Genomic DNA, 24,355 nt, shown 5'->3' with positions numbered 1-24,355 from the left:
TCTGCACCGACGCACGCGCTGGTTACGCGTGAAAGTTGACACCGGTCAGGAACACGACACGCACCGCTACTTCTTGCCGGGCACCAGCACCTTGTCGTCCTCGCTCGCCACCGGCGCGGGCCCGACCTGGCCCGGGCTCACCGTCCACCCGGCACCGGCGATCTCGCCCAAGGATGCATTTGTGGTGCTCCGGTTGTCGGCCCCCGTGCGCCGCTTGTCGATATAGGCTCGGCTCCACGACAGCGCCCGGCTCGCCTTGTCGGCGTTCGGCGTCAGGGCGGCGATCGTCGTCAGGTCCACGGTGCACAGGGTGCAGGGGCTGTAGTTGATCTGCGCGTCTATCCGGCGGATCCGGCTGCGCCACTTGTCGTCCGCCTCGTTCTGCAGCCAGCTGGCGAACTGCCGCTCCGCGTGCGTCGCGTTGGACTGCACGCTGCTTCCCTCCGCCGTGTTGAAGGTGACCATGCGGAGGGTCTTCTCGCCGGGCCGGGGCGGTTCGATCAGACCGCCGGAGCGCTGTTGCGTGGAGCTGAGGGCACGCCCGCGCTTCGGCTTGGCCGACTTGTCGAGCTCGACGCCGGACATCTCGTAAACAGCGTCGGTGAAGACGTAACCGCCGCTGCTGTCGCGCACCGGCTGACCCTTCTCGTCGCGGGCCACCTGCGTTCCCGAGGGCCGGCGTCCGCGCATGCCCGCCGGCAGCTGGTCGGTCGCGTCGTCGAGCGTCACGGTGATCTTCATGGTGACGTAGGGCGTGCCCTCGGTGAGCTTGCCGGTCTCCTTGTCCTCGCGCTTCTTGAGGTAGCGGGGAATGAGGCTGACCAGGCGGTCGAACGGGCTCGCCTCCGCCATGACGTCAACGGCACCTTCCGGGCCGACCGGACCCAGCTCGAGCCGCTTGAGCCCGCGGGGTGCGAGCTCGGCCAGCAGGGTGGGCAGCTCGCCGCGGACCTTGTCCACGCTCGCACCGCCCCGGAACGCGCTCAGCACCCGGCTGCGGGCCAGCGCCCGGACGTCGCCGCCCCGCACCCGCGCCATCGCCGCGCTGGCCTTGCCCTTCACCCAGGCCTTGCCGGCGGCGACCTTCGCCTTCACCTTCCCGCTGATCCCCTTGATGCCCCGGATCACCGGCCCGGCCAGCTTCAGCCCCGTCTTGATCACGAAGTCCAGCGCCTGGTTCACCGGCTTCTGCAGCGTCTCCACGATCGACCGGATCTTCTGGCCGATGCCGCCCAGCCCGATCACGCTCGCCAGGAAGCCGATGATGATCGGCAGCATCTGCCCCAGCACGTCGTTGATCTTGTTGATGACCCCGCTGATGTTGCCGCGCACCACGTCGGCGACCGAGTCCAGCACCGTCTCCACGAACTTCGCGATCCGGCTCGCGTTGGTCACGAAGAACATCACCACGTCGTAGATCAGCTTGCAGGCCTTGATGAACGCCGCCGCCGGGTTGAGCAGGCCGATCAGCCAGGTGATGCCGGCCGCGATGATCCTTTCCTCGACGAAGTCGCGGACCTTCTCCAGGATCATCTCCTTGATGTCGCCGAGCTTCTCCAGCAGCATCTCCCAGAGCCCGCCGACGCCCTGGGCGGCCAGGATCTGGAAGATCGCCACGCCCTTCTCGACCGCGGCCATCGCCGGCGCGCCGATCTGCTTGACGATGCGGTTGCGGATGTTGGCCCAGGTCAGTCCGAAGATCGAGGCCAGCAGCTTGATGATGCCCTTGACGTCGAAGGTCTCCGGCAGCTCGACCCCGCCCTCGGCCAGCGCGCCGAACAGCCAGCCCATCAGGCCCTTGCGCAGGTGGTCGACGATGTTGTCCTTGAATTTGAGGATGCCGCCCTTCACCCCGGCGATCAGGTTGCCGAGGAAGCCGGCCGGGTTCTTGATGATCTCGCCGACCACGCCTGCCGCGCGGGCCAGCACGTTCTTGAGCATCGCGACGAGCTCGCGGATCGTGTTGATGACCGCCTTGATCGCGCCGATCGCCTTGTCGACCAGGCCCTTGTTCTCCGCCTGCAGCGCCTCGATCCGCTCGTCGAGGCCCTTGCGCGCGTCCACGTACCTGGTGGCGAGGGTGTCGACCAGCGACTCCTGCTTGCTGTCGACGTCGCTCTCCAGCTGGGCGAACCGGTCGCCGATCTCCTTCGAGGCCGCGGAGCCGACCTTCCTGAGGTCGGTGGGCAGGCTCTGCACGTACGCGGAGATCTCGTTCTTGCCCCGCGCGATCCGCTGCTTCGCCGCGGTGAGCTCGGTGCCCACGATGGTCGCGACCCGGGTGATGACCACGTCCATCCGCTGCAGGTAGAGCTCGCGCCCGGCCCGGTAGAACTCGTCGACCTTCGCCGGCATCCCGAACAGCTTGTCCTTGGCCCAGCGGAGGCCGCCCAGCCAGCCGCCGTAGCGGTCCTTCTTGTAGGCCGCCATCTTCGTCGCGACGAAGATCTCGAACGCGCTCCGGGCGCTCGCCTCGCCCCGGTCGAACTCCGCCTCCACCTTGGCGTCGATGCCGTCGAGGAGCTTGCGCACGTCGGCCTCGGCGGCGGCGAAGATGCCCTGGATCTTGCCGGTGACCTCGGCCCGCTTCGCCTCGTCCTGGGATTTCGCCTTGCCCTTGCCGGCGACCAGCGCGGCCAGGGCGGCGCCCTTGGCGCCCTGCATGCCCGCGACCCCGGCGGCGGTCTGCGCGCCGGCCTCGGTGCGGCCCTGGGCGAGGACCTGCTGCTCCTGCCGGCGGAACTCGGCCGGCGCGGTGTCGGCGTGCGCGGCCGCGGTCTTCTTGTCCGCGAGGGCCTGCTGGAACTCCGGCTCGTCGGACTGCGCCAGCTGGGTCTCGGTGACCTCGGCGTCGGCCAGTTCCTGGTCGGCCTGATGTTTGCCGGCCGCGAGGTTGACCTGCTCGGCCGGGGCCGGCTTGGGCACGGCGCCCGCGGCCGGGATCGCCACTGCCCGGCCGGGCTGCTCCTCGGCCATCGGCGTGACCGGCTTCGGCAGCGCCTTGCTCTCGTCCGGCGGCGCGGCGGTCGCGGTCTCGATGTCCCGGGACTGGCCCTGCTTGCCCTGGGTGACCAGGCCCTTGACGTCACCCTTGACCTCGCCGGCCTTGCCGGACCCGCGGTAGGAGTCGGCCTCCGCCAGGGTCTTCGGCGACTTGGCCTCGATGGCCGCCTGCACGGCCGCGATGAAGGCCTGCTTGTCGAAGCTGCCGGCCGGCTGGGCGTCCATCGTGTCGACCTTGGCGGCCTTGGCCTGCCCGGTCAGGTCGTCGCTCGGCGCCAGCGCGGCGTCCTGCGCCTCCTTCGCCTTCGCCGCCGCGGCCGGGTGCGCCCGCTTCTGCTGCGCGAAGCCCTTGACGTTGTGCCGCACCTGGGTGAAGGCCGGGTCGTCGTCGGGCCGCACGCCCGGCGGGGCGACCGGGGGGCGCAGCAGCTGGTCGTCGGAGAGGGCGGTCGGAGCGGGTGGGGCGCCGCCGACGGCCGGGGCCGGGGCCGCCTTCACCCCGGCACCGCCGCCGCGGGCGCCGGCCCTGGTGACGGCCGCCGCGGCCCGGCCGAGCGGGCTGACCGCCGGGACCGGTTTCGGCGGCGGCACGGGCGCCTTCGGCTTCACCGAGCCCGGGCCGAACCCGGTCGTGGTCACCGCGAGCGCCGACGCGGGCGGTCGCGGACCTTCCAGATCAACAGGTACGCCCACAGCCTTCGCCGCGCGCAGCCCCTTCTCCACGGTGTCGAGGGCGGGCTCGTCGCGCCGCATCTCCCGCAGCGCCGCATCGACGTCGGCGCGGGCCTGCTCGCCGGGCGACCGCAGCCGCGCCGCCAGCAGGGCACCGACCGCCGCGTTGCCCGCGGCGCGCTGCAACGCCAGGACGGCCTGCCGGCCGGTGGGCGGGCGCCGGTGCTCGCCGCCGGCCCGCTGCCGGCCGGCGGCGAGCGCGTCGCTCACCTGGGCCCGCGCACCCTCGGCCGTCTGACGTGCGCCCGTCATCCCCCGAGCGTGCCGCCGCGGCCCCGGCCGCGCCGCCGACCCGCAGGCACCCGCGGAGGCAGTTCCGGTTGCCCGATCGGGCAGCCGGGGCGCACTCAGGCGAGCTGGTACGCCCGCACCACGTAGAACTTCCGCCGGAAGATGATGTTCCGCTCCACCCGGACGTCGATGTAGTAGCCCTCCCCGACGCTGATCCCGGTGATCTCGTAGCCGACGTCGAAGTCACCCGGGTCCGGCCCGTCGAGGTCAACCTGGGGGCCGCGGCCGGCGAACGCGTTGCGCAGTTCCTCCAGCATGCCCAGGCTCCCCGCCACGCCCAGCACCTTGATGCCGGTGCCCGGCTCGACCGGCCGGGCCGGGCCGGGTTGCTGCTCAGCGGGCCGGGCGAACCGGCGTGCGGTCATGGCGGCCTACCGGGGCTCACGGGCCGGCCCAGCGTAGGCCGGGGTGTGCCACCGGTGGGTGCGTGAAAGGGCAGCTATGCGGGCAGACCGTCCAGGCGGGCGAGCACCTGGAGCATCACCTCGTCGGCGCCGGCGCCGATCGAGGTCAGCCGGGTGTCCCGGAACAGCCGGGCCGTCCACGTCTCCTCGAGGTAGCCCATGCCGCCGTGCACCTGCAGGCACCAGTCGGCCACCTCCCGCACCAGCCGCCCCGCCTTGAGCTTCGCCACCGTCGCCGCGCGGGTGATGTCCTCGCCCGCCATCAGCGCCTCGCAGGTGATCAGGTTGTGGCTGCGCAGCAGCTCGACCTCCGCCTGCAGCTCGGTGAGCCGGAACGCCACGTACTGCCGCTCGGCCAGCGGGCGGCCGAAGACCGTCCGGTCCAGCGCGAACCGCCGGGTCCGGTCGAGGGCGTACCGGCACTGACCGACCGTGGTGTACGCGGCGAACATCCGCTCGGTGACGAACTGCCGCATCTGCTGCTGGAAGCCGCGCCCCACCTCGCCGATGGTGTTGGCGACCGGCACCCGCACCTCGTCCAGCACCAGCTCGGCGGTGTCGGAGCAGCGGTTGCCGAGCTTGTCGAGCGTACGGGCGACGCGGAAGCCGGGGGCGTCGGTGGGCACGACGATCTGCGACATGCCCCGGTAGCCGCCCTCGTCCGAGGTGCGCGCGAGCAGGCAGAGCCAGTCGGCCTGGGCCCCGTTGGTGATGTAGACCTTGCGGCCGGTGATGACCCAGTCGTCGCCGTCGCGGACCGCGCGGGTGCGCAGCCGGGCGACGTCCGAGCCGGTGTCGGGTTCGGTGACGGCGATGGCGGTGACCGCGGTGCCGGCGATGGCCGGGGCCAGGTAGCGCTGTTTGAGCTCGGCGGATCCGAACTCGTGCAGCGACGGCGTGGCCATCATCGCCTGCACCCCGAGGGCCATGCCGACCCCGGTGGCGTGCATCCGCCCGTACTCCTCGGCGGCGACCAGCTGGAAGCTGTGGTCGGCGCCCTCGCCGCCGTAGGCTTCGTCGTATTCCAGGCCGAGCAGGCCGAGCGCCGCGGCCTTGGGCAGCAGGTCGTGCAGCGGCACCCGCCCGGCCGCCTCCCAGGCGTCGACCTGCGGGTTGACCTCGGTGTCGACGAACCGGCGGACGCTGTCCCGGAAGGCACGGTGATCCTCGTTGAGCCGCATGGGCCCGACGCTAGCCAACCCGCCCCGGCAGAAACAAGCACACTTGCTTGTTTTTTGAACCTGTGCCAGTGTCCGTGCCATGGATCCCGAGACGCTGCGGGTCGGCAACTGCTCCGGCTTCTACGGCGACCGCCTGTCGGCCATGCGGGAGATGCTCGACGGCGGCGAGCTGGACGTGCTCACCGGCGACTACCTGGCCGAGCTGACCATGGCAATCCTGGGCCGGGACCGGGCCAGGGACCCGGCCACGGGCTACGCGAAGACGTTCCTGGCGCAGCTGCGCGACTGCCTGCGGCTGGCGCTGGACCGCGGCGTGCGCATCGTCAGCAACGCCGGCGGGGTCAATCCGGGCGGTCTGGTCGCGGCCGTCCGCGAGCTCGGCCTCACCCCCAGGATCGCCCTGGTACGCGGTGACGACCTGACCCCGCGCGCCGGCGCCCTCGGGCTGGGCGCCCCACTCGGCGCGCACGCGTACCTGGGCGCCTTCGGCATCGCGCGGGCGTTGCAGGCCGGCGCCGAAGTGGTCGTCACCGGCCGGGTGACCGACGCCTCGCTGGTGGTCGGGCCGGCCATCGCGCACTTCGGCTGGGGCCGCGACGACCTCGACGCGCTCGCCGGCGCCACGGTGGCCGGTCACGTGATCGAGTGCGGCGCCCAGGCCACCGGCGGCAACTACAGCTTCTTCACCGGCGTCGCCGACCTGCTGCGCCCCGGCTTCCCGCTGGCCGAGCTGCGCCGCGACGGCTCCAGCGTCATCACCAAGCACCCGGGCACCGGCGGCGAGGTCAGCGTCGGCACGGTCACCGCCCAGCTGGTGTACGAAGTGGACGACGCCCGCTACGCCGGCCCGGACGTCACCACCCGGCTGGACACGGTGGCGCTGCGGCAGGCCGGCCCGGACCGGGTGGAGATCACCGGCGTGCGCGGCGAGCCGCCACCGCCGGACGTCAAGGTCTCCTGCACCGCGATCGGCGGCTACCGCAACGAGCTGACGGTCGTGCTGACCGGGCTGGACATCGAGGCCAAGGCCGCGCTGTTCCGCCGCCAGTTCGAGGCCGCCGGCGGCACCGCGCCGGCCGAGGTCGGCTGGACGCTGGCCCGGCTGGACGCCCCGGACGCGCCCACCCAGCAGCAGGCTTCCGCCCTGCTCACCGTCGTCGCCCGGGACCCCGACGAGAAGGTCGCCGGCCGCGCGTTCAGCAACACCGCGGTCGAGCTGGCGCTGTCGTCGTACCCGGGCTTCTTCAGCACCACGCCGCCGGAGCGGGCCCACCCGTACGGTGTCTTCACGGCCGGCTTCGTCCCGCAGGCCGCGCCGGTGCACGAGGTCGTGCACGACGACGGCGCCGTGGAACGGATCGACCCGCCGCCGGTCACCGCGGCCCTGCACCCGCATCCCGGCGGCCCGCCCGTCCCCGGGGTCCCGGGCCCGACCCGGCGGCTGCCGCTCGGCACGCTCGCCGGGGCCCGCTCCGGCGACAAGGGCGGGAACGCGAACATCGGCCTGTGGGTCCGCGAGGACGCGGCCTACCCGTGGCTGGCCGCGCTGATCACCGAGGAGACCGTCCGCGAGCTGCTGCCGGAGACGGCGGCGCTGCCGGTGCGGGTCACCCGGCTGCCCGCCCTGCGGGCCGTCAACGTCGTCGTCGAGGGGCTGCTCGGCCGCGGCGTGGCCTACCAGGCCCGCTTCGACCCGCAGGCCAAGGGGCTCGGCGAGTGGCTGCGCTCGCGGCACGTCGAGATCCCCGTCGCCCTGCTGCCCGACCGGGAGGAACAGTGACCATCCTGCGGTCCACGTTGGAGCCGGAGGGGGCGGAGGCCCGGCTCGCCCGGCAGTCCATGCTGGACGCGCTGGACGAGATCGCCGCCGAGACCGCCAAGGCGGTGGCCGGTGGCGGCGAGAAGGCGGTCGCCCGGCACCACGCCCGCGGCAAGCTGACCGCCCGCGAGCGGATCGAGCTGCTGCTCGACCTGGACTCGCCGTTCCTGGAGCTGGCCGCGCTGGCGGGCTACGGCTCGCCGTTCACCGTGGGCGGCAGCGTCGTCGCCGGAATCGGCGTGGTCAGCGGGGTGGAGTGCCTGCTGATCGCCAACGACCCCACGGTCAAGGGCGGCGCCAGCAACCCGTGGTCGCTGCGCAAGACGCTGCGGATGCACGAGATCGCGTTGCAGAACAGGCTGCCGGTGCTCGCGCTGGTCGAGTCCGGGGGTGCGGACCTGCCCACCCAGAAGGAGGTCTTCGTCCCCGGCGGCGCGGTCTTCCGCAACCTGACCCGGCTGTCGGCCGCCGGCATCCCGACCATCGCGCTGGTCTTCGGCAACTCCACGGCCGGCGGCGCGTACCTGCCCGGGATGAGCGACCACGTGGTGATGATCGAGCGGCGGTCCAAGGTCTTCCTGGCCGGGCCGCCGCTGGTCAAGGCCGCCACCGGGGAGGAGTCCGACGACGAGTCGCTGGGCGGCGCCGACATGCACGCCCGGGTGTCCGGCCTGGCCGACCACTACGCGGTGGACGAGCAGGACGCCATCCGGCTGGGCCGGCGGATCGTGGCCCGGCTGAACTGGCGCAAGACCGCCGGCCCGGTCACCGATACGCCCAAGCCGCCGCGGTATCCGGCCGAGGACCTGCTGGCGATCGTGCCGCCCGGGCTGAAGGCGCCGTTCGACCCGCGCGAGGTGATCGCCCGGATCGTCGACGACAGCGACTTCGACGAGGTCAAGCCGCGCTACGGCAGCTCGCTGGTGACCGGCTGGGCGCAGCTGCACGGCTACCCGGTCGGCATCCTGGCCAACGCCCAGGGTGTGCTGTTCAGCGCCGAGGCGCAGAAGGCGGCCCAGTTCATCCAGCTCGCCAACCGGTCGCACACCCCGCTGCTGTTCCTGCACAACACCACCGGCTACATGGTCGGCGCAGAGTACGAGCAGGGCGGCATCATCAAGCACGGCGCCATGATGATCAACGCGGTGGCGAACTCGACGGTCCCGCACATCTCGGTGCTGCTCGGCAACTCCTACGGCGCCGGGCACTACGGCATGTGCGGGCGCGCGTACGACCCGCGGTTCGTTTTCAGCTGGCCCAGTGCCCGGTCGGCGGTGATGGGCGCCCAGCAGCTCGCCGACGTCAGCATCATGGTCTCCCGGGCATCCGCGCTGGCCCAGGGCAGGCCGTTCGACGAGGACGGCGCGCAGGTGGTGCGGCAGATGATCGAGCAGCAGATCACCGCGGAGGCGATGCCGGCGGTGCTGTCCGGGCTGGTCTACGACGACGGCATCATCGACCCGCGGGACACCCGGGACGTGCTGGGCCTCGCCCTGTCCGCGATCCACACCGCCGAAGTGCGAGGCACCGACGCGTTCGGTGTCTTCCGGATGTGAGGGCAGCCACCATGACCATCAGCTCCGTCCTGGTCGCCAACCGCGGCGAGATCGCCCGCCGGATCTTCGCCACCTGCCGGCGCCGTGGCCTCGGCACGGTCGCGGTCTTCGCCGATCCCGACGCCGGCAGCCCGCACGTCCGGGAGGCGGACAGCGCCGTCCACCTGCCCGGCTCCGCGCCCACCGACACGTACCTGCGCGGTGACCTGATCATCGCGGCCGCGCACCGGGCCGGCGCCGACGCGATCCACCCCGGCTACGGCTTCCTCGCCGAGAACGCCGCCTTCGCCCGCGCGGTGCAGGAGGCGGGGCTGACCTGGATCGGGCCGTCCCCCGAGGCGATCGAGGTGATGGGCTCCAAGATCGAGTCCAAGCGCCGGATGGCCGCCGCCGGCCTGCCGGTGCTGGACCTGCTCGACCCGGCCGCCGTCACCGAGGCCGAGCTGCCGGTGCTGGTCAAGGCGTCGGCCGGCGGCGGCGGGCGCGGCATGCGGATCGTCCGGGCGCTGGCCGACCTGCCCGGTGCCGTGGCGTCGGCGTCCCGGGAGGCGGCCGCCGCGTTCGGCGATCCCACCGTCTTCTGCGAGCGGTACCTCGACGCCGGCCACCACGTCGAGGTGCAGGTCCTGGCCGACGCCCACGGCACGGTCTGGGCGCTGGGCGAACGCGAGTGCTCGCTGCAGCGCCGGCACCAGAAGGTGATCGAGGAGGCGCCCGCGCCGCTGGTCGACCGGGTCGGCGGCGACCTGCGCAAGCGCCTGCTGGCCGCGGGGCGCGACGCCGCGGCCGCGGTCGGCTATCGCGGGGCCGGCACGGTGGAGTTCCTCGCCGACGAGCGCGGCGAGTTCTGGTTCCTGGAGATGAACACCCGCCTGCAGGTCGAGCACCCGGTCACCGAGTGCGTCACCGGCACCGACCTGGTCGGCCTCCAGCTCGACATCGCCGCGGGCCGCCCGCTGAGCGGTCCGGAGCCGGCCATGACCGGCCACGCCGTCGAGGCCCGCCTGTACGCGGAGAGCCCGGTCGACGACTGGCGCCCGCAGACGGGCACCGTGGTGACCTTCGACGTCCCCGACGTGACCGCCCGGTTCGGCCGCGCCGGGCTGGACGGCATCCGCCTCGACTCCGGGGTGGAGCCGGGCAGCGTCGTGGGCACCCGCTACGACGGCATGCTCGCCAAGGTCATCGCGTACGCGGCCACCCGCGAGGCCGCCGCCCGGCAGCTGGCCGCCGCCCTGCGCCGCACCCGCGTGCACGGCGTGACCACCAACCGCGACCTGCTGGTGGCGAGCCTGCTGCACCCGGCGTTCCTGGCCGGCACCGCGGACACCGGCTTCTACGCCGCGCACCCGCCGGCCGCGCTGACCGCCGGGGCAGGGCTGGATCCGGAGCTCGGCGCGCTGGTGGCGGCCCTGTCCGACGCCGCGCTGGGGCCCCGCCTCGCGCGTGGCTTCCGCAACATCCCGGTCGGCTACCGCAGCCGCACGTACGCCGCCGGGGACCGGGAGATCGAGGTGCGGTACCGCTTCGGCCGGGACGGCCTGGAGGTCGCGGGCACGCCGGGCGTCTCCCTTGTGGACGCCACCGCCGGGGCCGTGGTGCTCGACCTCGACGGGGTCCGCCGCCGCTGGACGGTCGGCCGGTTCGACGACCGGGTGGTCGTGGACGGCCCGCGCGGTGCGGTCGAGCTGCGCCGGGTGCCGCGCTTCACCGACCCGTCGGCGCAGCTGCCGGCCGGGGCGCTGGTCGCGCCGATGCCCGGCACCGTGGTGCGGGTGGACGTCCGGATCGGCGAGCCGGTGCGGGCCGGCCAGTCGCTGGTCTGGCTGGAGGCGATGAAGATGGAGCACGTGGTGCGGGCCGCGGCGGACGGCACGGTGGCGGAGCTGCCGGTCCCGGTCGGGCAGCAGGTCAGCCAGGGCACCCCGCTCGCCGTGGTGACCCCCGCGTGACCTCGCCGCGGCAGGACCGCTCGCGGGCGACCCGGCGGCGGCTGCTGGAGACCACCGTCCGGTGCCTGGCCGGGCACGGCTGGGAGGTGTCCACGGTGGCCTTCATCGCCGCCGAGGCCGGGATCAGCCGGGGCGCGGTGCAGCACCACTTCCCGACCCGGGAGGCGCTGATCCTGGCCGCCCTGGAGCACATGTTCGAGGAGCGGGCGGCCCTGCTCGACGCGTTGCCCGATCCCGGCGGCGCCGGCCCCGACCGGGTGCACGCCGTGGTGCGGGGGCTGGTCGACGCGATCGGCGGGGAGCTGTTCCGGGCCGCGCTGCAGGTGTGGACAGTGGCCGCCGCCGACCCCGAGCTGCGCGCCGCGGTGGTGCCGCTGGAACGGCACTTCGCCCGGGGCGTGCACCGCCGGGCGGTCCGCCTGCTCCGGGTGGACGACGCCGACCCGGCCGTGCGCGGGCTCATCCAGGCCACCCTCGACCTGGCCCGCGGGCTGGCCCTGGCCGACGTGCTCACCGACGACTCCCGGCGGCGCGCCCGGGTCGTCCGGGTGTGGTCGGACCAGCTGGCGGCGGCCCTGGCCGGGCCCGCCACAAGGTGACGCCCGTCGATGTCTTGACACGCCCGCGGCGCTGAGCTGGGCTGGTCCGGACAAGGAGGTCGACGATGACAGCAGCCACCACCCGACTCCGGAACCTCGGCACCGCCGCGGTCGCCACGTTCGCCGCCGCGACCCTCACCCTGACCGGCTCGGCCGTCGCCGCCGAGCGGCCGGCCGCCTGGACCGGCACCTGGACCACGGCGGTGACCGCCGCGGCCACCCCGCCGCAGCCGCAGACCGTGTTCGAGGACCAGACCCTGCGCCAGCTCGTGCACACCAGCATCGCGGGCCGCTCGCTGCGGGTGCGGCTGTCCAACGAGTACGGCAGCACGCCCCTGGTGATCGGCGAGGCGCGGATCGCCCGGCACGCCGGCGGCACGCAGCTCGTGCCGGGCACCGACCGGCGGCTCACCTTCGGCGGACGGTCCTCGGTCCGCATCCCGCCCGGCGCGCCCGCGCTCAGCGATCCGGTGTCGCTGGCCGTACCGGCGCTGACGAACCTGGTGGTGAGCATCCACCTGCCGGAGCGCACCGCCGCCGCGACCGTGCACGGCTCGGCGTTCCAGACCAGTTACCTCGCCGCCGGCAACGTCACCCGCTCCCCCACGCTGACCGGCACCACCACGACGTCCTGGCACTTCCTGTCCGGGGTCAGCGTCGCCGCCGCGCCGCGCTCGGCCGCGGTGGTGGCGTTCGGCGACTCCATCACCGACGGCGCGATCACCACCATCGACGCCAACCACCGCTGGCCCGACTTCCTGGCCCGCCGGTTGCAGGAGCACGACCCGCTACGCACGGTCGGCGTGCTCAACAAGGGCATCGGCGGCAACCGGCTGCTGTACGACGGCAACACGCTGCCCGGCACCCCGTTCGCCGGCATCGGGCCGCTGTTCGGCGACAGCGCGCTGAGCCGCTTCGACCGCGACGTGCTCGCCCAGCCCGGCGCCCGGGCGGTGATCGTGCTGCTCGGCATCAACGACATCGGCCAGCCCACCTCGATCGCGCCGCCGGCGGAGGCGGTCACCGTGGCGGAGCTGATCACCGGCCACCGGCAGCTGATCGCCCGCGCGCACGAACGCGGCCTGCGGATCCTCGGCGCCACCCTGACGCCGTTCCAGGACACCACCATCCCGGGCTACTACAGCGAGGCGAACGAGGCCAAGCGCGCCGCGGTCAACCGGTGGATCCGCACCAGCGGCGAGTACGACGGCGTCATCGACTTCGACCGGGCGGTGCGCGACCCGGCCCAGCCGCAGCGCATCCTCGCGCGGTACGACAGCGGCGACCACCTGCACCCCAACGACGCCGGCATGCAGGCGATGGCCGACGCGGTGCCGCTGCGCCTGCTCCAGGGCCTCGGCGACCGGGTCAGCGCGGGCTGAGAGGCACCGCGTAGGCCAGCGGCAGGGGCAGCCGGTCGTCCCAGGTGCCGGTCAGCACCGGGCCGGTCACCCGCTCCCGGGTGCCGAGCCGGCGCAGCACGGCCAGCTCCACCTCGTCGGTCACGATCACGGTCGGGTCCTCGTCGACGACCCGGCGCACGGCCCCGGCGGCCGGCACCGGGGCGTCCCCGGTGCCGCTGCCGCTGACCACCATGCCCGGCGCCCGGGTCTCCCGCCGCCCGTCGACCTCGAAGAACTCCTCCGCCTGGGTGCCGCCGGCGTGGATGACCCGGGACAGCGTCGCGGCGTAGACCGGGTCGCCGCAGGCGTCGTAGACCCAGCGGCGACCCAGCACCGAGTGCTCGGTCGTGCCGACGAGGAAGTCCGCGGCGCCCTCCAGGGGCGCGCCGCGGTAGCTGAGCGGGACCTGCAGCACGGGACCGTCACCGGCGCGCACCAGCATCGTCTCGAGCCCGACCGCGCCGGCCGGGTCGTCGAAGCGGTAGGCGGCGACCCGCACGAGCTCGGCCTCGGGCTGCCCCTGATACCAGGGCCGGCCGGCCAGCCAGCCGGCCAGCAGCTCAAGTTTGGTCGGGGTCAGTTCCGCGCGGTGCAGCAGGGCCATGCGCTGAATCTAGTTGATGCCTGCCTCCCGCAAGGCGGCCGCGACCTCCGGCACATCAAGCCGGCCCTGTGCCACACCCATCACCAGGTTGTACGCATCGTCATTGCTCATGCCGGGCTGCCTCCCGGTATTGAGGCCGCAGAACACCCACGCCGCCGCCAGCGCCAGACGTTTGTTGCCGTCCTGCAGCGGACGGTTCATACAGATCGACACCAGAAGGGCCGCTGCTTTGTCGGCAACGGTCGGGTACGGCTCATGCCCGCACACCTGCGCCTGCGGCCGGTGCGCCGACATCGACAACAGCCCGACGTCACGGATCACCACCGGCTGCGTGTCGAGCACCGCCACGGCGATGTCGACCAGATCTTCGGCATCGAGATATATCACTCGCCCAGGCGCCGCAACGCGTCGGCGAAGTTCGTCCGCACCACCGCCACCTCGCGGCTGATCATCGCCTTCTTCGTGTGGCGGCTGAGATAGTCCTCCGCCATCTTCACCAGGAGCGCCTGCACGCTGAGGTGCTCGCTCTCGGCCTGCGCGCGGAGTCGTTCCGCCAGCGCATCCGGGGGTCGAAAGTTCATCGCCATGTCTCGGATGGTACCAGAGTGGCACCACTCAGCGACAACGCAAAGTGCCACGTCAAGCGGCCCCGCGGGGGCGAAACTCACCATCAACCGACCGCCGTACGGCCGCCGGTGAGCGCTCAGATCCAGCCCTTGCCACGGGCGATCCGGACGGCCTCGTGGCGGTTCGCCGCGCCGACCTTCCCCGCCGCCGCGGATAGGTAGTTGCGGACCGTCCCGGGTGACAGCGCGGCCCGCCGGGCGATCTCCTCGACGGCGGCGCCGTCGGCGGCCAGGTCGAGCACGTGCGCCTCCCGCGGGGTCAGCGGGCTGTCGCCGGCGCTGATCGCCTCGGCGGCGAGTTGCGGGTCGACGTACCGGCCGCCGCCGTGGACGGTGCGGACCACCGCGGCGAGGGTCTCGGTGGAGACGGTCTTGGGCAGGAAGCCGCGGACGCCCGCAGCGAGCGCCCGCTTGAGGTGGCCGGGCAGGCCGTGGCTGGTGACGATCATCGTGTGGCAGGCCGGCACGTCCTGCTGGATCAGGCCGGCCACCGTCACGCCGTCCAGGTCGGGCAGTTGCAGGTCGATGACGGCCACCTCGGGTCGCAGGGCGCGGGCCATCGCGAGGGCCTCCGCGCCGGTCGCGGCCTGGGCGATCACCGCGAGGTCGTCCTCGAGCGCCAGCAGCGCGGCCAGCGCGCCGCGGATCAGGTGCTCGTCGTCGGCGAGCAGGATCCGGATCGGCTCCGGCCGGTTCGGGGTCACGGATGGGCCGGCGGGGTGCTCGCCGGCAGCCGCGCGGTGAGCCGGAACCGGTCCGGTCCGGGCCGCTCGGCGACCACGACGCCGCCCTGTCCGGCGATCCGTTCGGTGAGCCCGGTCAGCCCGCCGCCGTACCGCACCCGGTCGGTGCCGGGCTGCGGTGGCCCGGCGACACCGTCGTTCTCCATCATCAGCGTCACCGTACCGCCGTCGTCGGTGTGCAGGGTGATGGTGCAGTCGCCGGCCTCGCTGTGCCGCAGCACGTTGGTCGTCCCCTCGCGTACGGCCCAGCCGAGCATCCCCTGCACCAGCGGGGACAGGCCGGCGCCGTCCCCGCTGACCCGGCAGGCGATGCCCGCCGAGCCGAGCAGCGAGCGGGCGCCGGCGAGCTCCACGTCCAGGTCGGCCGCGCGGTATCCGCCGGCCACCGCCCGCAGCTCGGTCAGCGACTCCTGGGCGATCCGGCGCACCTCCAGCATCTCGTCGACGGCCTGCGCCTGGCCGCGCCGGGACAGCTGCGCCGCCAGCTCCGCCTTGAGCGCGAGCACCGACAGGGTCCGGCCGAGCACGTCGTGCAGGTCCCGGGAGAACCGCAGCCGCTCCTCCGCGACGGCCAGGCTCGCCCGCACCTGGTGCGAACGTTCCAGCTCCCGCACCGTCCTGAGCATCCAGATGGAGACCCGGTACGCGGGCACCACGAACACGATCAGGGCGCCCATCGCCAGGGCCGTCGCCCACGGTTGCGCCGCACCCTGCGCCCAGGACACCGCGAAGCCGCCGGCGCAGACCACGGCGCCGGCGGCCAGCGCCACCCGTGGCGCGACCGTGGTCGACAACGCGGCCACGAACGCCACCGAGAGCACGAGCAGCAGGGCGTTCGCGGGACCGTCGGGGTGACCGGGCGTCGGCTCCGGATAGGCGAGCAGGACCGCCACCCCGCCCGCCACCGTCAGCACGCCGGTGGCCGCCGTCAGCCGGACCGGCCGGGGCCCCTCGCCCAGGTAGTGGTTCGTCCCGGCGTGGGTGAGCGCCAGACACGCGGCGGTGTGCACGGCGAGCAGCCCCAGCACCGCGCCCGCGGCGACCGGCCCGCCGAGCTCCGGCAGCACCCCCACGGCGACCAGCAACGGCAGCAGCACCGCGCTGAGGTAGAACGACCCGCGCAGGTAGAGATCAAGGCGGGCCGCCTGGCCACGGGTACGCCACCAGGCCGTCACGTCCATCCGGCATCGCCCTTCCGTGGTTATGAGCGTGGCTCCCAGCGGAACCGGCGGCGCACCGCGCCAACCGCGAGCATCACCCAGGCAGCGAGGATCACCACGGGCAGGCCGGCGGCACCGGTCGTGCCCGCGAAGTCCGCCGGCGCGCCGTCATCGGCGGTGCCCAGCCAGCCTAGGCGCAGCAGCTCGACGACCGGCGTCAGCGGCAGGTACTCCGCGACCGCCGCCACCGGCCCGGGCAGCGACTCCCGCGGCAGCATCAGCCCCGAGCCCAGCATGCAGGCGAGCAGCACGGGCAGGGTGGTGATCTGGGCCAGCTCCACGGTCGCCGTGAAGGCCGCCGAGGCGGCGGCCAGCACCGTGAACAACACCAGCCCGCCGGCCATGCCGAGCAGCAGCAGCGGCGGGTTCACCGGGGTGGGCAGCCCGAGCAGGAGCGCGCCGGCCCCGACGGCCAGCACCGCCTGCGCGAGCCCGACGAGCACCACCGGGACCGCGGCGCCGGCCAGGATCTCGCCGTCGGTCAGCTCGCCGACGCGCAGCCGCTTGAGCACCAGCGACTCCCGGCGGGCCACGTAGGTGCTGACCAGCGGGTGGTAGACCGTGCTCAGCAGCAGGAACCCGAAGAGCGCGGTCAGCGCCAGCGCGCCGTCCCCGGTGTTCGCCGAGGCGAGCAACGCGACGAAGGCCACCGGGGTGAACAGCACGTGCAGCAGCGTCATGCGGTTGCGCCAGAGCAGCAGCAGCTCGGCGCGGGCCAGGGAACGGACCCGGCCACCCGCGCCGTCGCTCCACAGGCGAGCGTGGTCGGTGAGCGTCATGACACAGCCTCCCGGATCGGTTCGGACGCGGTGATGGCCAGGAAGGCCTCCTGCAACGAGGCCGACCGGGCATCCAGCTGGTGCAGGTCGACGCCGAGCCGGGTGGCCCACTGCAGCAGCACGGTCAGGCAGGCCTGCAGGCGATCGGTGCGCACGACGACCCGGCCGTCCGCGCCGACCTCCAGGCGGCAGTTGCCGGGCAGCTCGGGAAGCCGTTCGGCCTGTTCCGGCGGCCGCAGGACGAAGCCGATCCGGGCCGGATGGGCGGCGACGATGTCGGTCACCGAGCCGGCCGCGACGATCCCGCCCCGGTGCAGCACGGCGAGCCGGTCCGCCAGGTCCTGCGCCTCCTCGAGGTAGTGGGTGGTGAGGAGCACGGTGACGCCCTCGTCGCGCAGGCGCCGGATCAGGGCGTGGGTGTCGCGGCGGCCGTGCGGGTCGAGCCCGGTGGTCGGCTCGTCGAGGAACAGCACCTCCGGGCGTCCGAGGATGGCCAGGGCCAGGTCGAGGCGCCGGCGTTCGCCGCCGGAGAGCTGCTTGACCCGTACGGCCGGAGCCAGCGCGACCGCGTCGAGCGCCTCCTCGACCGGGCGGGCGGCGCGCAGCGTGCCGGCCCACATGCGCACGGTCTCGGCGACGGTGAGGTCGGCCGGGAAACCACCCTCCTGCAGCATCACCCCGGTCCGCGGCCGCACCGCCGCGCGCTGGGCGTACGGATCGTGGCCGAGCACCCGCACCGTGCCGGAACTGGGCCGGGCGAGGCCCTCGATCATCTCCATCGTGGAGGTCTTGCCCGCGCCGTTGGTGCCGAGCAGCGCCCACAGCTGTCCGCGCGGCACCGCGAACGACACCGCGCGGACGGCCTCGAATCCGCCCGCACCGCCGTAGCGGCGGCTCAGGTCATGCGCCTCGACGGCGACATCAGACGTCGGGTTTCTCATGGTTCGAGTCTCGGGACCCGCCGTGCCGCGGTGAAGTGCCGATCCTCATCGGCGCAGATGCGGAACGCGCCGGTGGCCCATGACAAATGTCAGCCGCCGGACGGCCCGCGGGCCGGTGTCATCCGAGGTCTGTCAGCGGCTGCTCCGCGCGCATCGCGGGCCGTGGCCGGCGGCCGGCCGGCCCGGTGGTGCGCGCCGGCGCCGCCACCGAGGCCCGCGACCGCAGCCGCATCGGCAGCTCCCGCACCCGCGGCTCGGCGTCGCCGGCCAGCAGCAGTTCCACCGCCCGGCGGCCGAGATCAAAGTACGGCAGATTGATGCTCGACAATTCCGGGTCGAGCCAGCGGGCAATATCGGAGTTGTCGAAGGAGATCACCGAAAGGTCGTCCGGAACGGTCAGCCCGGCCGCCGCGACGGCCTGATAAACGCCCATCGCCGTCCGGTCGTTCATGGTGATCACCGCGGTCGGCCGCGCGGTGTCCCACCAGCCCGCACGGAACAGGTCGGTGAGGGCGGCGCGGGCCGCCTGCGGCCACCAGGCGCACGGCACCCGGCCGGCCAGCCGGAGCCCGGCGGCGCGCAGGCCCTCCTCGACGCCGGCCCGCCGCCGCCGGCCGGCGACGGCGTGCGCGGGCACCTCCCCCACCAGCCAGATGCCGGTGGTGTGCCCGGCGTCGGCCAGCGCCTTCGCGGCGGTGCGCCCGCCCCTGCCGTCATCCGGTACGACCGCCGGCACGGCCAGCGTGGGGTCCACGCAGTTGGCCAGCACCAGCCGCCGGTCGCGCAGCGGCTCGGGCACGGACCGGACCGAGGTCGCCATGGTCGCGTAGATGAACCGGTCGACGCCGCGGGACAGCAGCGCCTGGACCGCCGAGGCCTCCAGGTTGCCGACGCCCTCGGTGTCGGCCATCAGCACCAGGTGGCCCCGGTCGGTGGCGGCGGCGATGCACCCGCGCAGCAGTTCCCCGGCGAACGACTCGGTGGCGATCACGTCGCAGATGAGCCCGACGGTCGGCGCCCCGGCCGGCACCGTCGTCCGCGGCACCAGGTGGCGCCGGTAGTCCAGCGTCCGGGCGGCCTGGAAGACCCGCTCCTCGGTGCCCGCCGAGATGCGCATGTCCCGCCGCCCGGACAGCACGAAGGACGCGGTGGTGGCGGACACGCCCGCCCGCGCGGCGACGTCCCGCAGGGTGACCCGCCCCCGCTTTCCCACCGGCATCAGCTCCGATTCCCGGCCCGCCTGATCAATTTCCGGTGGATCACGGCGGGATTTCCGGACCATTACGAGTGCCTTGACATGCGCTCGGAACGCGCAGGACACTCACGCTAATTGTTTAGCACCCGGAGGCCCGTCCGGGAGCACCTCTCCTCGGACCCACCTCGGCCAGGTGGTGGTCCGCAGCGCCGGCCTGACGGAGCGATCCGGCCCGGCGCACCCTGCCGCCGGCCGCCCGGAGCCATCGGGGCGACCGACGACTGCCCGGCAGCAGTCCCGGCGAAGGAGTGACCGATGACGACCACAGTGCCGACCGCTCGGGACCGCACCGGCCCCGCCCACAGCCGCAGGAACCGCCGCCGGGACGACACCGGGCTGGCTCTCCTGTTCATCCTGCCCGCGTTCATCGGCTTCGTGGTCTTCCTGCTCTGGCCGACCGCCCGGGGCATCTATCTCAGCTTCACCCGGTTCAACCTGCTCACCCCGCCGGAGTTCAACGGGCTGGACAACTACGTCCGGATGGCGCAGGACCCGGTGTTCTGGAACTCGATGCGGGTGACCGTCTACTACGTCATCCTCAACATCGGCATCCAGACCGTGCTCGCCCTGGTCATCGCCGTGATGATGCAGCGGCTCACCAAGAGCACCTGGCTGCGCGGGATCGTGCTCACGCCGTACCTGGTCTCCAACGTGGTCGCCGCGCTGATCTTCCTGTGGATCCTGGACTACCAGCTGGGCATCGGCAACACCGCGCTGGAGGTCATCGGCGTGGACCGGATCGCCTTCCTGTCCTCGGACGCCTGGGTCATCCCGACCATCGCGCTGATCAACGCCTGGCGCCACGTCGGCTACACCGCGCTGCTCATCTTCGCCGGCCTGCAGACCATCCCGGAGACCATGTACGAGGCCGGCCGGGTGGACGGCGCGAGCGAGATCCGGATGTTCCGCAGCATCACCGTCCCGCTGCTGCGCCCGATCCTGGCGCTGGTCCTGATCATCACCGTGGTCGGCTCGTTCCAGGTGTTCGACACGGTCGCGGTGACCACCCGCGGCGGGCCGGTCGACTCGTCCCGGGTGCTGCAGTACTACATCTACGACGTCGCGTTCGGGCGTTTCCAGTTCGGCTACGCCTCCGCGATGTCGGTGGCCCTGCTCGTCGTGCTGGTCGTCATCACCTTCATCCAGTACCGGCTCACCCGCGCCGAGCAGTCCGACCTGAACTGAGGAGGGGACATGGCCACCGTTACCACTCCCCCGGTCGCCACGACCGGAGCCGACACCGCAGTCCGGCCGGCCGAGGCGCCGGTGCCGCGCCGGTTCAGCGTCGGCCGGCTGCTCGCCTGGCTCTTCCTGATGCTGGTCATCCTGGTCAGCCTGTTCCCGTTCTACTGGATGCTGCGCACCGCGCTGTCCAGCAACAACGCGCTCTACTCCGGCACCGACAGCCTGCTGCCGGTGCAGCCCTCGGCGGGCGGCTTCGAGCGGGTCTTCGGCATCCAGACCGGCCAGGAGGCGATCGACGCCGGCGGGGCCGGGCAGCCGATCAACTTCTGGCGGTACCTGTTCAATTCCGTGGTGGTGTCCACCCTGATCACCGCCGGCCAGGTGTTCTTCTCCGCGATGGCCGCGTACGCCTTCGCCCGCCTGCAGTGGCGGCACCGGGAGAAGGTCTTCGCGTTCTTCCTGGCCGGGCTCATGATTCCGGCGATCTTCACGCTGCTGCCGAACTTCGTCCTGATCAAGCAGCTCGGCCTGGTCGACACGCTGCTCGGCATCGCCCTGCCGTCGATGCTGATGACGCCGTTCGCGGTCTTCTTCCTGCGCCAGTTCTTCCTCGGCATCTCCCGCGAGGTCGAGGAGGCCGCGCTGGTCGAGGGCGCCTCCAAGGTCCGGGTCTTCTTCCGCCTGATCATCCCGATGTCCTGGGCGCCGATCACCACGCTGGCGATCCTGACCTACATCACCTCGTGGAACGAGTACTTCTGGCCGCTCATGGTCAGCTACACCGACAACTCGAGGGTGCTCACGGTCGCGCTCGGGGTCTTCAAGTCGCAGACCCCGCAGACCGGGCCGGACTGGTCCGGGCTGATGGCGGCCACGCTGGTCGCCGCGCTGCCCATGCTGATCCTCTTCATGCTCTTCGCCCGGCGCATCGTCAACTCCATCGGCTTCAGCGGGATCAAGTGATGTCCAGGAACCTGCGCGCCACCGCGGCCGCCCTCGCCCTGACCCTCCTGACCGCCTGCGGCGGCGCCGGCACCGGCGGCACCACGGGCACCATCGAGTACTGGCTCTGGGACTCCGGGCAGCAGCCCGGGTACCAGAAGTGCGCGGACGCGTTCCAGCAGCAGAACCCGGGGCTGCGGATCCGCATCTCGCAGTACGGCTGGGACGACTACTGGTCCAAGCTCACCGCCGGCTTCATCGCCGACACCGCGCCCGACGTCTTCACCGACCACCTGTCGAAGTACGCCCAGTTCGTCGACCTCAAGGTGCTGCGCCCGCTGGACGACCTGGCGCCCACCGCCGACGTCCGGGACGCCGACTACCAGGCGGGCCTGGCCGAGCTCTGGAAGGGCCAGGACGGCAAGCGGTACGGCACGCCGAAGGACTGGGACACGATCGCGATGTTCTACGACCGCGCCGCGCTGCGGGCCGCCGGCATCGAACCGGCCACCCTGGAGACCCTGTCCTGGAACCCGGTGGACGGCGGCACCTTCGAGAAGGCGATCGCGCACCTGACCGTCGACGTCAACGGCGTCCGCGGCGACGAGCCCGGCTTCGACAAGAGCCACGTCAAGACGTACGGGCTGGCCTCCGAGGGCGCCGGCGGGGGCGGCTGGGGCCAGACCCAGTGGTCCGCCTTCACCGGCAGCGCCGGCTGGCAGGCGCTCGACAAGAACCCGTGGGGCACCCGCTTCAACCTCGACCAGCCGGTCTTCCAGGACACCCTGCGGTGGTACTTCGGCCTGGCGCAGAAGGGGTACATGCCCAGCTTCGCGGCGATCGGCGGCGCCAACGCGATCGGCACGGACAAGCAGATCCAGTCCGGCATCGCGGCGACCGGCCTGAGCGGCTCCTGGATGATCTCGACGTTCAGCAAGCTCACCGACTCCGCCGGCAAGAAGCTCGACATCGGCATCGCGCCGACCCCGATCGGCCCCACCGGCAAGCGCGCCTCGATGTTCAACGGGCTGGCCGACTCCATCACCACGCTGAGCAAGCAGCCGGTCGACGCCGCGAAGTGGGTCAAGTTCCTCTCCGGCGAGCAGTGCCAGAACATCATCGGCGAGTCCGGGGTGGTGTTCCCGGCCCGGCCCAAGGGCACCGAGCTGGCCATCGCCTACAACAAGGCCGAGCGCGACCTGGACGTCACGGCGTTCACCGACCAGGTACGCGACAAGACGACCTTCCTGTTCCCGGTCACCACCAACGCCGCCGACATCCTGGCGCTGATGCGGCCGCGGCTGGACGGCGTCTACATCGGCTCGTCGCCGGTGTCCAGCCTCACCGAGCTCAACAACCAGCTGAACGAGCTGTTCAAGGTCACCCGGTAGGCCCGCCGTCCCGCCCTGCCGCGGCGCCGCCCGGTCAGCGCCGCGTCCTCGATCCGACTCGGGAAGTCCACGCGCCCGTCCGTCGCGAGGCGGCCGGTGGATGACAGCGTGGGCTACCGTGCGAGCGGTGCTGACCATCCCGGGCCGGAAGCTGGGTAGCCTCGCCGCCGTCGCTGTGCTCCTCGCCGTCGCCTTCGTCCTCGCCCCGCCCACCCTGGCGGGGGCCCGGTCGAGCGCCGGCATCGGCGACGAGCGCGATCTCACCGAGGCGCTCCGCGCGGCCTTCGTCGAGTACTGGCACTCCGGGGCGCCGGCCTTCTCCCCGCGCCTGGAGCAGGTGGTCGACTACTGGTTCCGCTACCACGTGGTCAAGGCCGGGATCGCCGCGCTGCTGCTGGTCGTGCTCGTCGCGCTCGGTGTCCTGCTCCGGCAGGCGTACCAGCGGGCCGACGCGATCGGCCGGCGGGGCAGGGCCGCCCTCGCGTCGGCCGGCGCCCTGGTCACGGCGCTCGGGCTGCTCGCGCTGGTGACGGTGATGGCCAACGTCCAGGGGGCGGTGGCACCCTTCGCCTCGCTGCTGCCGATGCTCACCGGGAACACCGCCGACGCCGAGCTGACCGGCACGCTGGATCAGGTCAGGCAACGGATCGCAGCAGCCCCGGCGCCGGGCGGCCGGACCCCGCCGGCGCTCGCGGTGATGATCGACGACTTCGCGCGGTACCACGTGGCGATGGCCCTGATCGCCGCGATCGTCGCGGCGAGCCTGGTCGTGCTGAGCGTGGCGGCCTGGCGGCGGTTCAGCAGGGCGACCGCGGCCGACCGGGCGACCAGGCGCAGCCGGGCGTCGTTCGGCGTGCTCACGGCGGTGACGTCGCTGATCCTGATGGTGATCGCGCTGGCGAACACGGCCACCGCGGCGGACCCGGCGCCGGCGCTCGCGGCCTTCTTCGCCGGTGGTTGGTGACGCACGGGCCACCGGTCACGAGCGCGGGCCGGTTCATGTCAGAACAACATCAAGCTATGCTCCTCGGGTGACCACCCGGGACCACGCTCAGCTCCGCATCGCGGCGGACCTCGCCGTGCTCACCGTCCGCGAGGGTGCCCTGCAGGCGCTTGTCATCACCCGCGGCAACAAGCCCTTCATCGGCCAGCCCGCCCTGCCCGGCGGCTTCGTCCACACCGACGAGAGCATCGACGCCGCCGCGGCCCGGGAGCTCCACGAGGAGACCGGCCTCGACGGCAGGAACATGCACCTGGAGCAGTTCGCGGTGTACGGCGACCCCGACCGCGACCCGCGCGGCCGGGTGGTCAGCGTGGCGTACCTGGCGATCATGCCCGACCTGCCGATCCCGACCGCCGGGTCGGACGCCCGCAGCGCCGCCTGGGTCCCGGTCGACAAGGTGCGCGGCAGCCTGGCCTTCGACCACGACCGGATCCTCGACGACGCCGTCGAGCGCGCCCGGCAGCGGCTGGAGCTGACCACGCTGGCGACGAGGTTCTGCCCGCCCGAGTTCACCATCGGTGACCTGCGCTCGGTCTACGAGGTGGTCTGGGGCGAGCCGCTGGACCCGCGCAACTTCAGCCGGAAGGTCATCAACACCGAGGGTTTCGTCGAGCCCACCGACACCAAGCGGTCCCCCGCGACCGGCCGCCCCGCGGCGCTCTACCGGGCCGGGCCGGCCGTCACGCTCAATCCGCCGATCATGCGGGCCGGCTCGCGCTGAGCCGG

The 24,355-nt window shown here is 73.0% G+C and carries 21 protein-coding genes; 10 read left to right on the top strand and 11 right to left on the bottom strand.

Translation table 11 applies throughout. The annotated features are described in order from the left end of the window. Positions 1–66: 66 nt before the first annotated feature. From ACIBQZ_RS19895 to ACIBQZ_RS19885, 3 genes are all read right to left on the bottom strand, one after another. The gene (locus ACIBQZ_RS19895; protein WP_396090193.1) at positions 67–3,987 is read right to left on the bottom strand and encodes a hypothetical protein; all 3,921 of its coding nucleotides are present in this window, start codon (positions 3,985–3,987) and stop codon (positions 67–69) included. 95 nt (positions 3,988–4,082) lie between these two features. Beyond that, on the bottom strand, positions 4,083–4,391 hold the full coding sequence (locus ACIBQZ_RS19890; RefSeq protein WP_396090192.1) for a hypothetical protein: 309 nt from the start codon (positions 4,389–4,391) through the stop codon (positions 4,083–4,085). A gap of 74 nt (positions 4,392–4,465) precedes the next feature. Then, a complete protein-coding gene (locus ACIBQZ_RS19885; protein WP_396090191.1) occupies positions 4,466–5,611 on the bottom strand; it encodes an acyl-CoA dehydrogenase family protein in 1,146 nt (381 codons plus the stop codon). Positions 5,612–5,690: 79 nt separating this feature from the next. Here ACIBQZ_RS19885 and ACIBQZ_RS19880 point away from each other — a divergent pair, with 79 nt between their 5' ends. From ACIBQZ_RS19880 to ACIBQZ_RS19860, 5 genes are all read left to right on the top strand, one after another. Continuing rightward, positions 5,691–7,391 (top strand): acyclic terpene utilization AtuA family protein, encoded by a 1,701-nt coding sequence (locus ACIBQZ_RS19880; RefSeq protein WP_396090190.1) that lies wholly within the window; start codon positions 5,691–5,693, stop codon positions 7,389–7,391. Positions 7,392–7,450: 59 nt separating this feature from the next. Beyond that, a complete protein-coding gene (locus ACIBQZ_RS19875; RefSeq protein WP_396090333.1) occupies positions 7,451–8,986 on the top strand; it encodes an acyl-CoA carboxylase subunit beta in 1,536 nt (511 codons plus the stop codon). An 11-nt stretch (positions 8,987–8,997) separates the two neighbouring features. Further along, positions 8,998–10,938 carry an acetyl/propionyl/methylcrotonyl-CoA carboxylase subunit alpha gene (locus ACIBQZ_RS19870; RefSeq protein ID WP_396090189.1) on the top strand — a complete coding sequence of 647 codons (1,941 nt, stop codon included), beginning with the start codon at positions 8,998–9,000 and terminating at the stop codon, positions 10,936–10,938. Further along, a complete protein-coding gene (locus ACIBQZ_RS19865; RefSeq protein ID WP_396090188.1) occupies positions 10,935–11,537 on the top strand; it encodes a TetR/AcrR family transcriptional regulator in 603 nt (200 codons plus the stop codon). The genes ACIBQZ_RS19870 and ACIBQZ_RS19865 overlap by 4 nt, the downstream gene beginning before the upstream one ends. Before the next feature lie 65 nt (positions 11,538–11,602). Further along, positions 11,603–12,919, top strand: coding sequence for an SGNH/GDSL hydrolase family protein (locus ACIBQZ_RS19860; RefSeq protein WP_396090187.1), 1,317 nt, complete (start codon positions 11,603–11,605; stop codon positions 12,917–12,919). On the opposite strand, the gene ACIBQZ_RS19855 is transcribed toward ACIBQZ_RS19860, so the two are convergent. The 8 genes from ACIBQZ_RS19855 to ACIBQZ_RS19820 form a co-directional block, all read right to left on the bottom strand. Next, positions 12,906–13,544 carry a hypothetical protein gene (locus ACIBQZ_RS19855; RefSeq protein ID WP_396090186.1) on the bottom strand — a complete coding sequence of 213 codons (639 nt, stop codon included), beginning with the start codon at positions 13,542–13,544 and terminating at the stop codon, positions 12,906–12,908. The two genes, ACIBQZ_RS19860 and ACIBQZ_RS19855, sit on opposite strands and share 14 nt — an antisense overlap. Before the next feature lie 9 nt (positions 13,545–13,553). Then, positions 13,554–13,931 (bottom strand): type II toxin-antitoxin system death-on-curing family toxin, encoded by a 378-nt coding sequence (locus tag ACIBQZ_RS19850; protein WP_396090185.1) that lies wholly within the window; start codon positions 13,929–13,931, stop codon positions 13,554–13,556. Beyond that, positions 13,928–14,131 carry a hypothetical protein gene (locus ACIBQZ_RS19845; RefSeq protein ID WP_396090184.1) on the bottom strand — a complete coding sequence of 68 codons (204 nt, stop codon included), beginning with the start codon at positions 14,129–14,131 and terminating at the stop codon, positions 13,928–13,930. The genes ACIBQZ_RS19850 and ACIBQZ_RS19845 overlap by 4 nt, the downstream gene beginning before the upstream one ends. A gap of 116 nt (positions 14,132–14,247) precedes the next feature. Next, entirely contained in the window at positions 14,248–14,874 is a 627-nt protein-coding gene (locus tag ACIBQZ_RS19840; protein WP_396090183.1) for a DNA-binding response regulator, read from the bottom strand. Further along, complete coding sequence (locus ACIBQZ_RS19835) at positions 14,871–16,094, bottom strand: sensor histidine kinase (RefSeq protein WP_396090182.1); 1,224 nt, start codon at positions 16,092–16,094, stop codon at positions 14,871–14,873. The genes ACIBQZ_RS19840 and ACIBQZ_RS19835 overlap by 4 nt, the downstream gene beginning before the upstream one ends. 20 nt (positions 16,095–16,114) lie before the next feature. Then, positions 16,115–16,912: an ABC transporter permease gene (locus tag ACIBQZ_RS19830; protein WP_396090181.1), complete on the bottom strand. Its 798-nt coding sequence runs from the start codon at positions 16,910–16,912 to the stop codon at positions 16,115–16,117. After that, positions 16,909–17,853, bottom strand: coding sequence for an ABC transporter ATP-binding protein (locus ACIBQZ_RS19825; RefSeq protein ID WP_396090180.1), 945 nt, complete (start codon positions 17,851–17,853; stop codon positions 16,909–16,911). Before ACIBQZ_RS19825 ends, ACIBQZ_RS19830 begins: the two co-directional genes overlap by 4 nt. A gap of 118 nt (positions 17,854–17,971) precedes the next feature. Further along, positions 17,972–19,066 (bottom strand): LacI family DNA-binding transcriptional regulator, encoded by a 1,095-nt coding sequence (locus ACIBQZ_RS19820; RefSeq protein ID WP_396090179.1) that lies wholly within the window; start codon positions 19,064–19,066, stop codon positions 17,972–17,974. Between the two features lie 297 nt (positions 19,067–19,363). Here ACIBQZ_RS19820 and ACIBQZ_RS19815 point away from each other — a divergent pair, with 297 nt between their 5' ends. From ACIBQZ_RS19815 to ACIBQZ_RS19795, 5 genes are all read left to right on the top strand, one after another. Beyond that, entirely contained in the window at positions 19,364–20,293 is a 930-nt protein-coding gene (locus ACIBQZ_RS19815; RefSeq protein ID WP_396090178.1) for a carbohydrate ABC transporter permease, read from the top strand. A gap of 9 nt (positions 20,294–20,302) precedes the next feature. Beyond that, entirely contained in the window at positions 20,303–21,256 is a 954-nt protein-coding gene (locus ACIBQZ_RS19810) for a carbohydrate ABC transporter permease (RefSeq protein ID WP_396090177.1), read from the top strand. Next, positions 21,256–22,626: an ABC transporter substrate-binding protein gene (locus ACIBQZ_RS19805; RefSeq protein ID WP_396090176.1), complete on the top strand. Its 1,371-nt coding sequence runs from the start codon at positions 21,256–21,258 to the stop codon at positions 22,624–22,626. The genes ACIBQZ_RS19810 and ACIBQZ_RS19805 overlap by 1 nt, the downstream gene beginning before the upstream one ends. Positions 22,627–22,753: 127 nt before the next feature. Further along, the gene (locus tag ACIBQZ_RS19800; protein WP_396090175.1) at positions 22,754–23,590 is read left to right on the top strand and encodes a hypothetical protein; all 837 of its coding nucleotides are present in this window, start codon (positions 22,754–22,756) and stop codon (positions 23,588–23,590) included. 67 nt (positions 23,591–23,657) lie between these two features. After that, a complete protein-coding gene (locus ACIBQZ_RS19795) occupies positions 23,658–24,350 on the top strand; it encodes an NUDIX hydrolase (RefSeq protein WP_396090174.1) in 693 nt (230 codons plus the stop codon). Positions 24,351–24,355 lie beyond the last annotated feature (5 nt).

The organism is Actinoplanes sp. NPDC049599, from assembly GCF_044465625.1.
GTDB lineage: Bacteria > Actinomycetota > Actinomycetes > Mycobacteriales > Micromonosporaceae > Actinoplanes.
The sequence above is the reverse complement of the archived record's forward strand: the minus strand, read 5'-3'. Positions and strand labels throughout refer to the sequence as shown.

Excerpts from the sequence above, each read along its gene's own strand:
- ACIBQZ_RS19870 (WP_396090189.1), top strand. The coding sequence starts at position 8,998 with ATGACCATCAGCTCCGTCCTGGTCGCCAACCGCGGCGAGATCGCCCGC.
- ACIBQZ_RS19830 (WP_396090181.1), bottom strand. The coding sequence starts at position 16,912 with ATGACGCTCACCGACCACGCTCGCCTGTGGAGCGACGGCGCGGGTGGC.
- ACIBQZ_RS19855 (WP_396090186.1), bottom strand. The coding sequence starts at position 13,544 with ATGGCCCTGCTGCACCGCGCGGAACTGACCCCGACCAAACTTGAGCTG.
- ACIBQZ_RS19815 (WP_396090178.1), top strand. The coding sequence starts at position 19,364 with ATGACGACCACAGTGCCGACCGCTCGGGACCGCACCGGCCCCGCCCAC.
- ACIBQZ_RS19825 (WP_396090180.1), bottom strand. The coding sequence starts at position 17,853 with ATGAGAAACCCGACGTCTGATGTCGCCGTCGAGGCGCATGACCTGAGC.
- ACIBQZ_RS19875 (WP_396090333.1), top strand. The coding sequence starts at position 7,451 with ATGCTGGACGCGCTGGACGAGATCGCCGCCGAGACCGCCAAGGCGGTG.
- ACIBQZ_RS19810 (WP_396090177.1), top strand. The coding sequence starts at position 20,303 with ATGGCCACCGTTACCACTCCCCCGGTCGCCACGACCGGAGCCGACACC.
- ACIBQZ_RS19845 (WP_396090184.1), bottom strand. The coding sequence starts at position 14,131 with ATGGCGATGAACTTTCGACCCCCGGATGCGCTGGCGGAACGACTCCGC.
- ACIBQZ_RS19860 (WP_396090187.1), top strand. The coding sequence starts at position 11,603 with ATGACAGCAGCCACCACCCGACTCCGGAACCTCGGCACCGCCGCGGTC.
- ACIBQZ_RS19885 (WP_396090191.1), bottom strand. The coding sequence starts at position 5,611 with ATGCGGCTCAACGAGGATCACCGTGCCTTCCGGGACAGCGTCCGCCGG.
- ACIBQZ_RS19890 (WP_396090192.1), bottom strand. The coding sequence starts at position 4,391 with ATGACCGCACGCCGGTTCGCCCGGCCCGCTGAGCAGCAACCCGGCCCG.
- ACIBQZ_RS19805 (WP_396090176.1), top strand. The coding sequence starts at position 21,256 with ATGTCCAGGAACCTGCGCGCCACCGCGGCCGCCCTCGCCCTGACCCTC.
- ACIBQZ_RS19835 (WP_396090182.1), bottom strand. The coding sequence starts at position 16,094 with ATGGACGTGACGGCCTGGTGGCGTACCCGTGGCCAGGCGGCCCGCCTT.
- ACIBQZ_RS19895 (WP_396090193.1), bottom strand. The coding sequence starts at position 3,987 with ATGACGGGCGCACGTCAGACGGCCGAGGGTGCGCGGGCCCAGGTGAGC.
- ACIBQZ_RS19880 (WP_396090190.1), top strand. The coding sequence starts at position 5,691 with ATGGATCCCGAGACGCTGCGGGTCGGCAACTGCTCCGGCTTCTACGGC.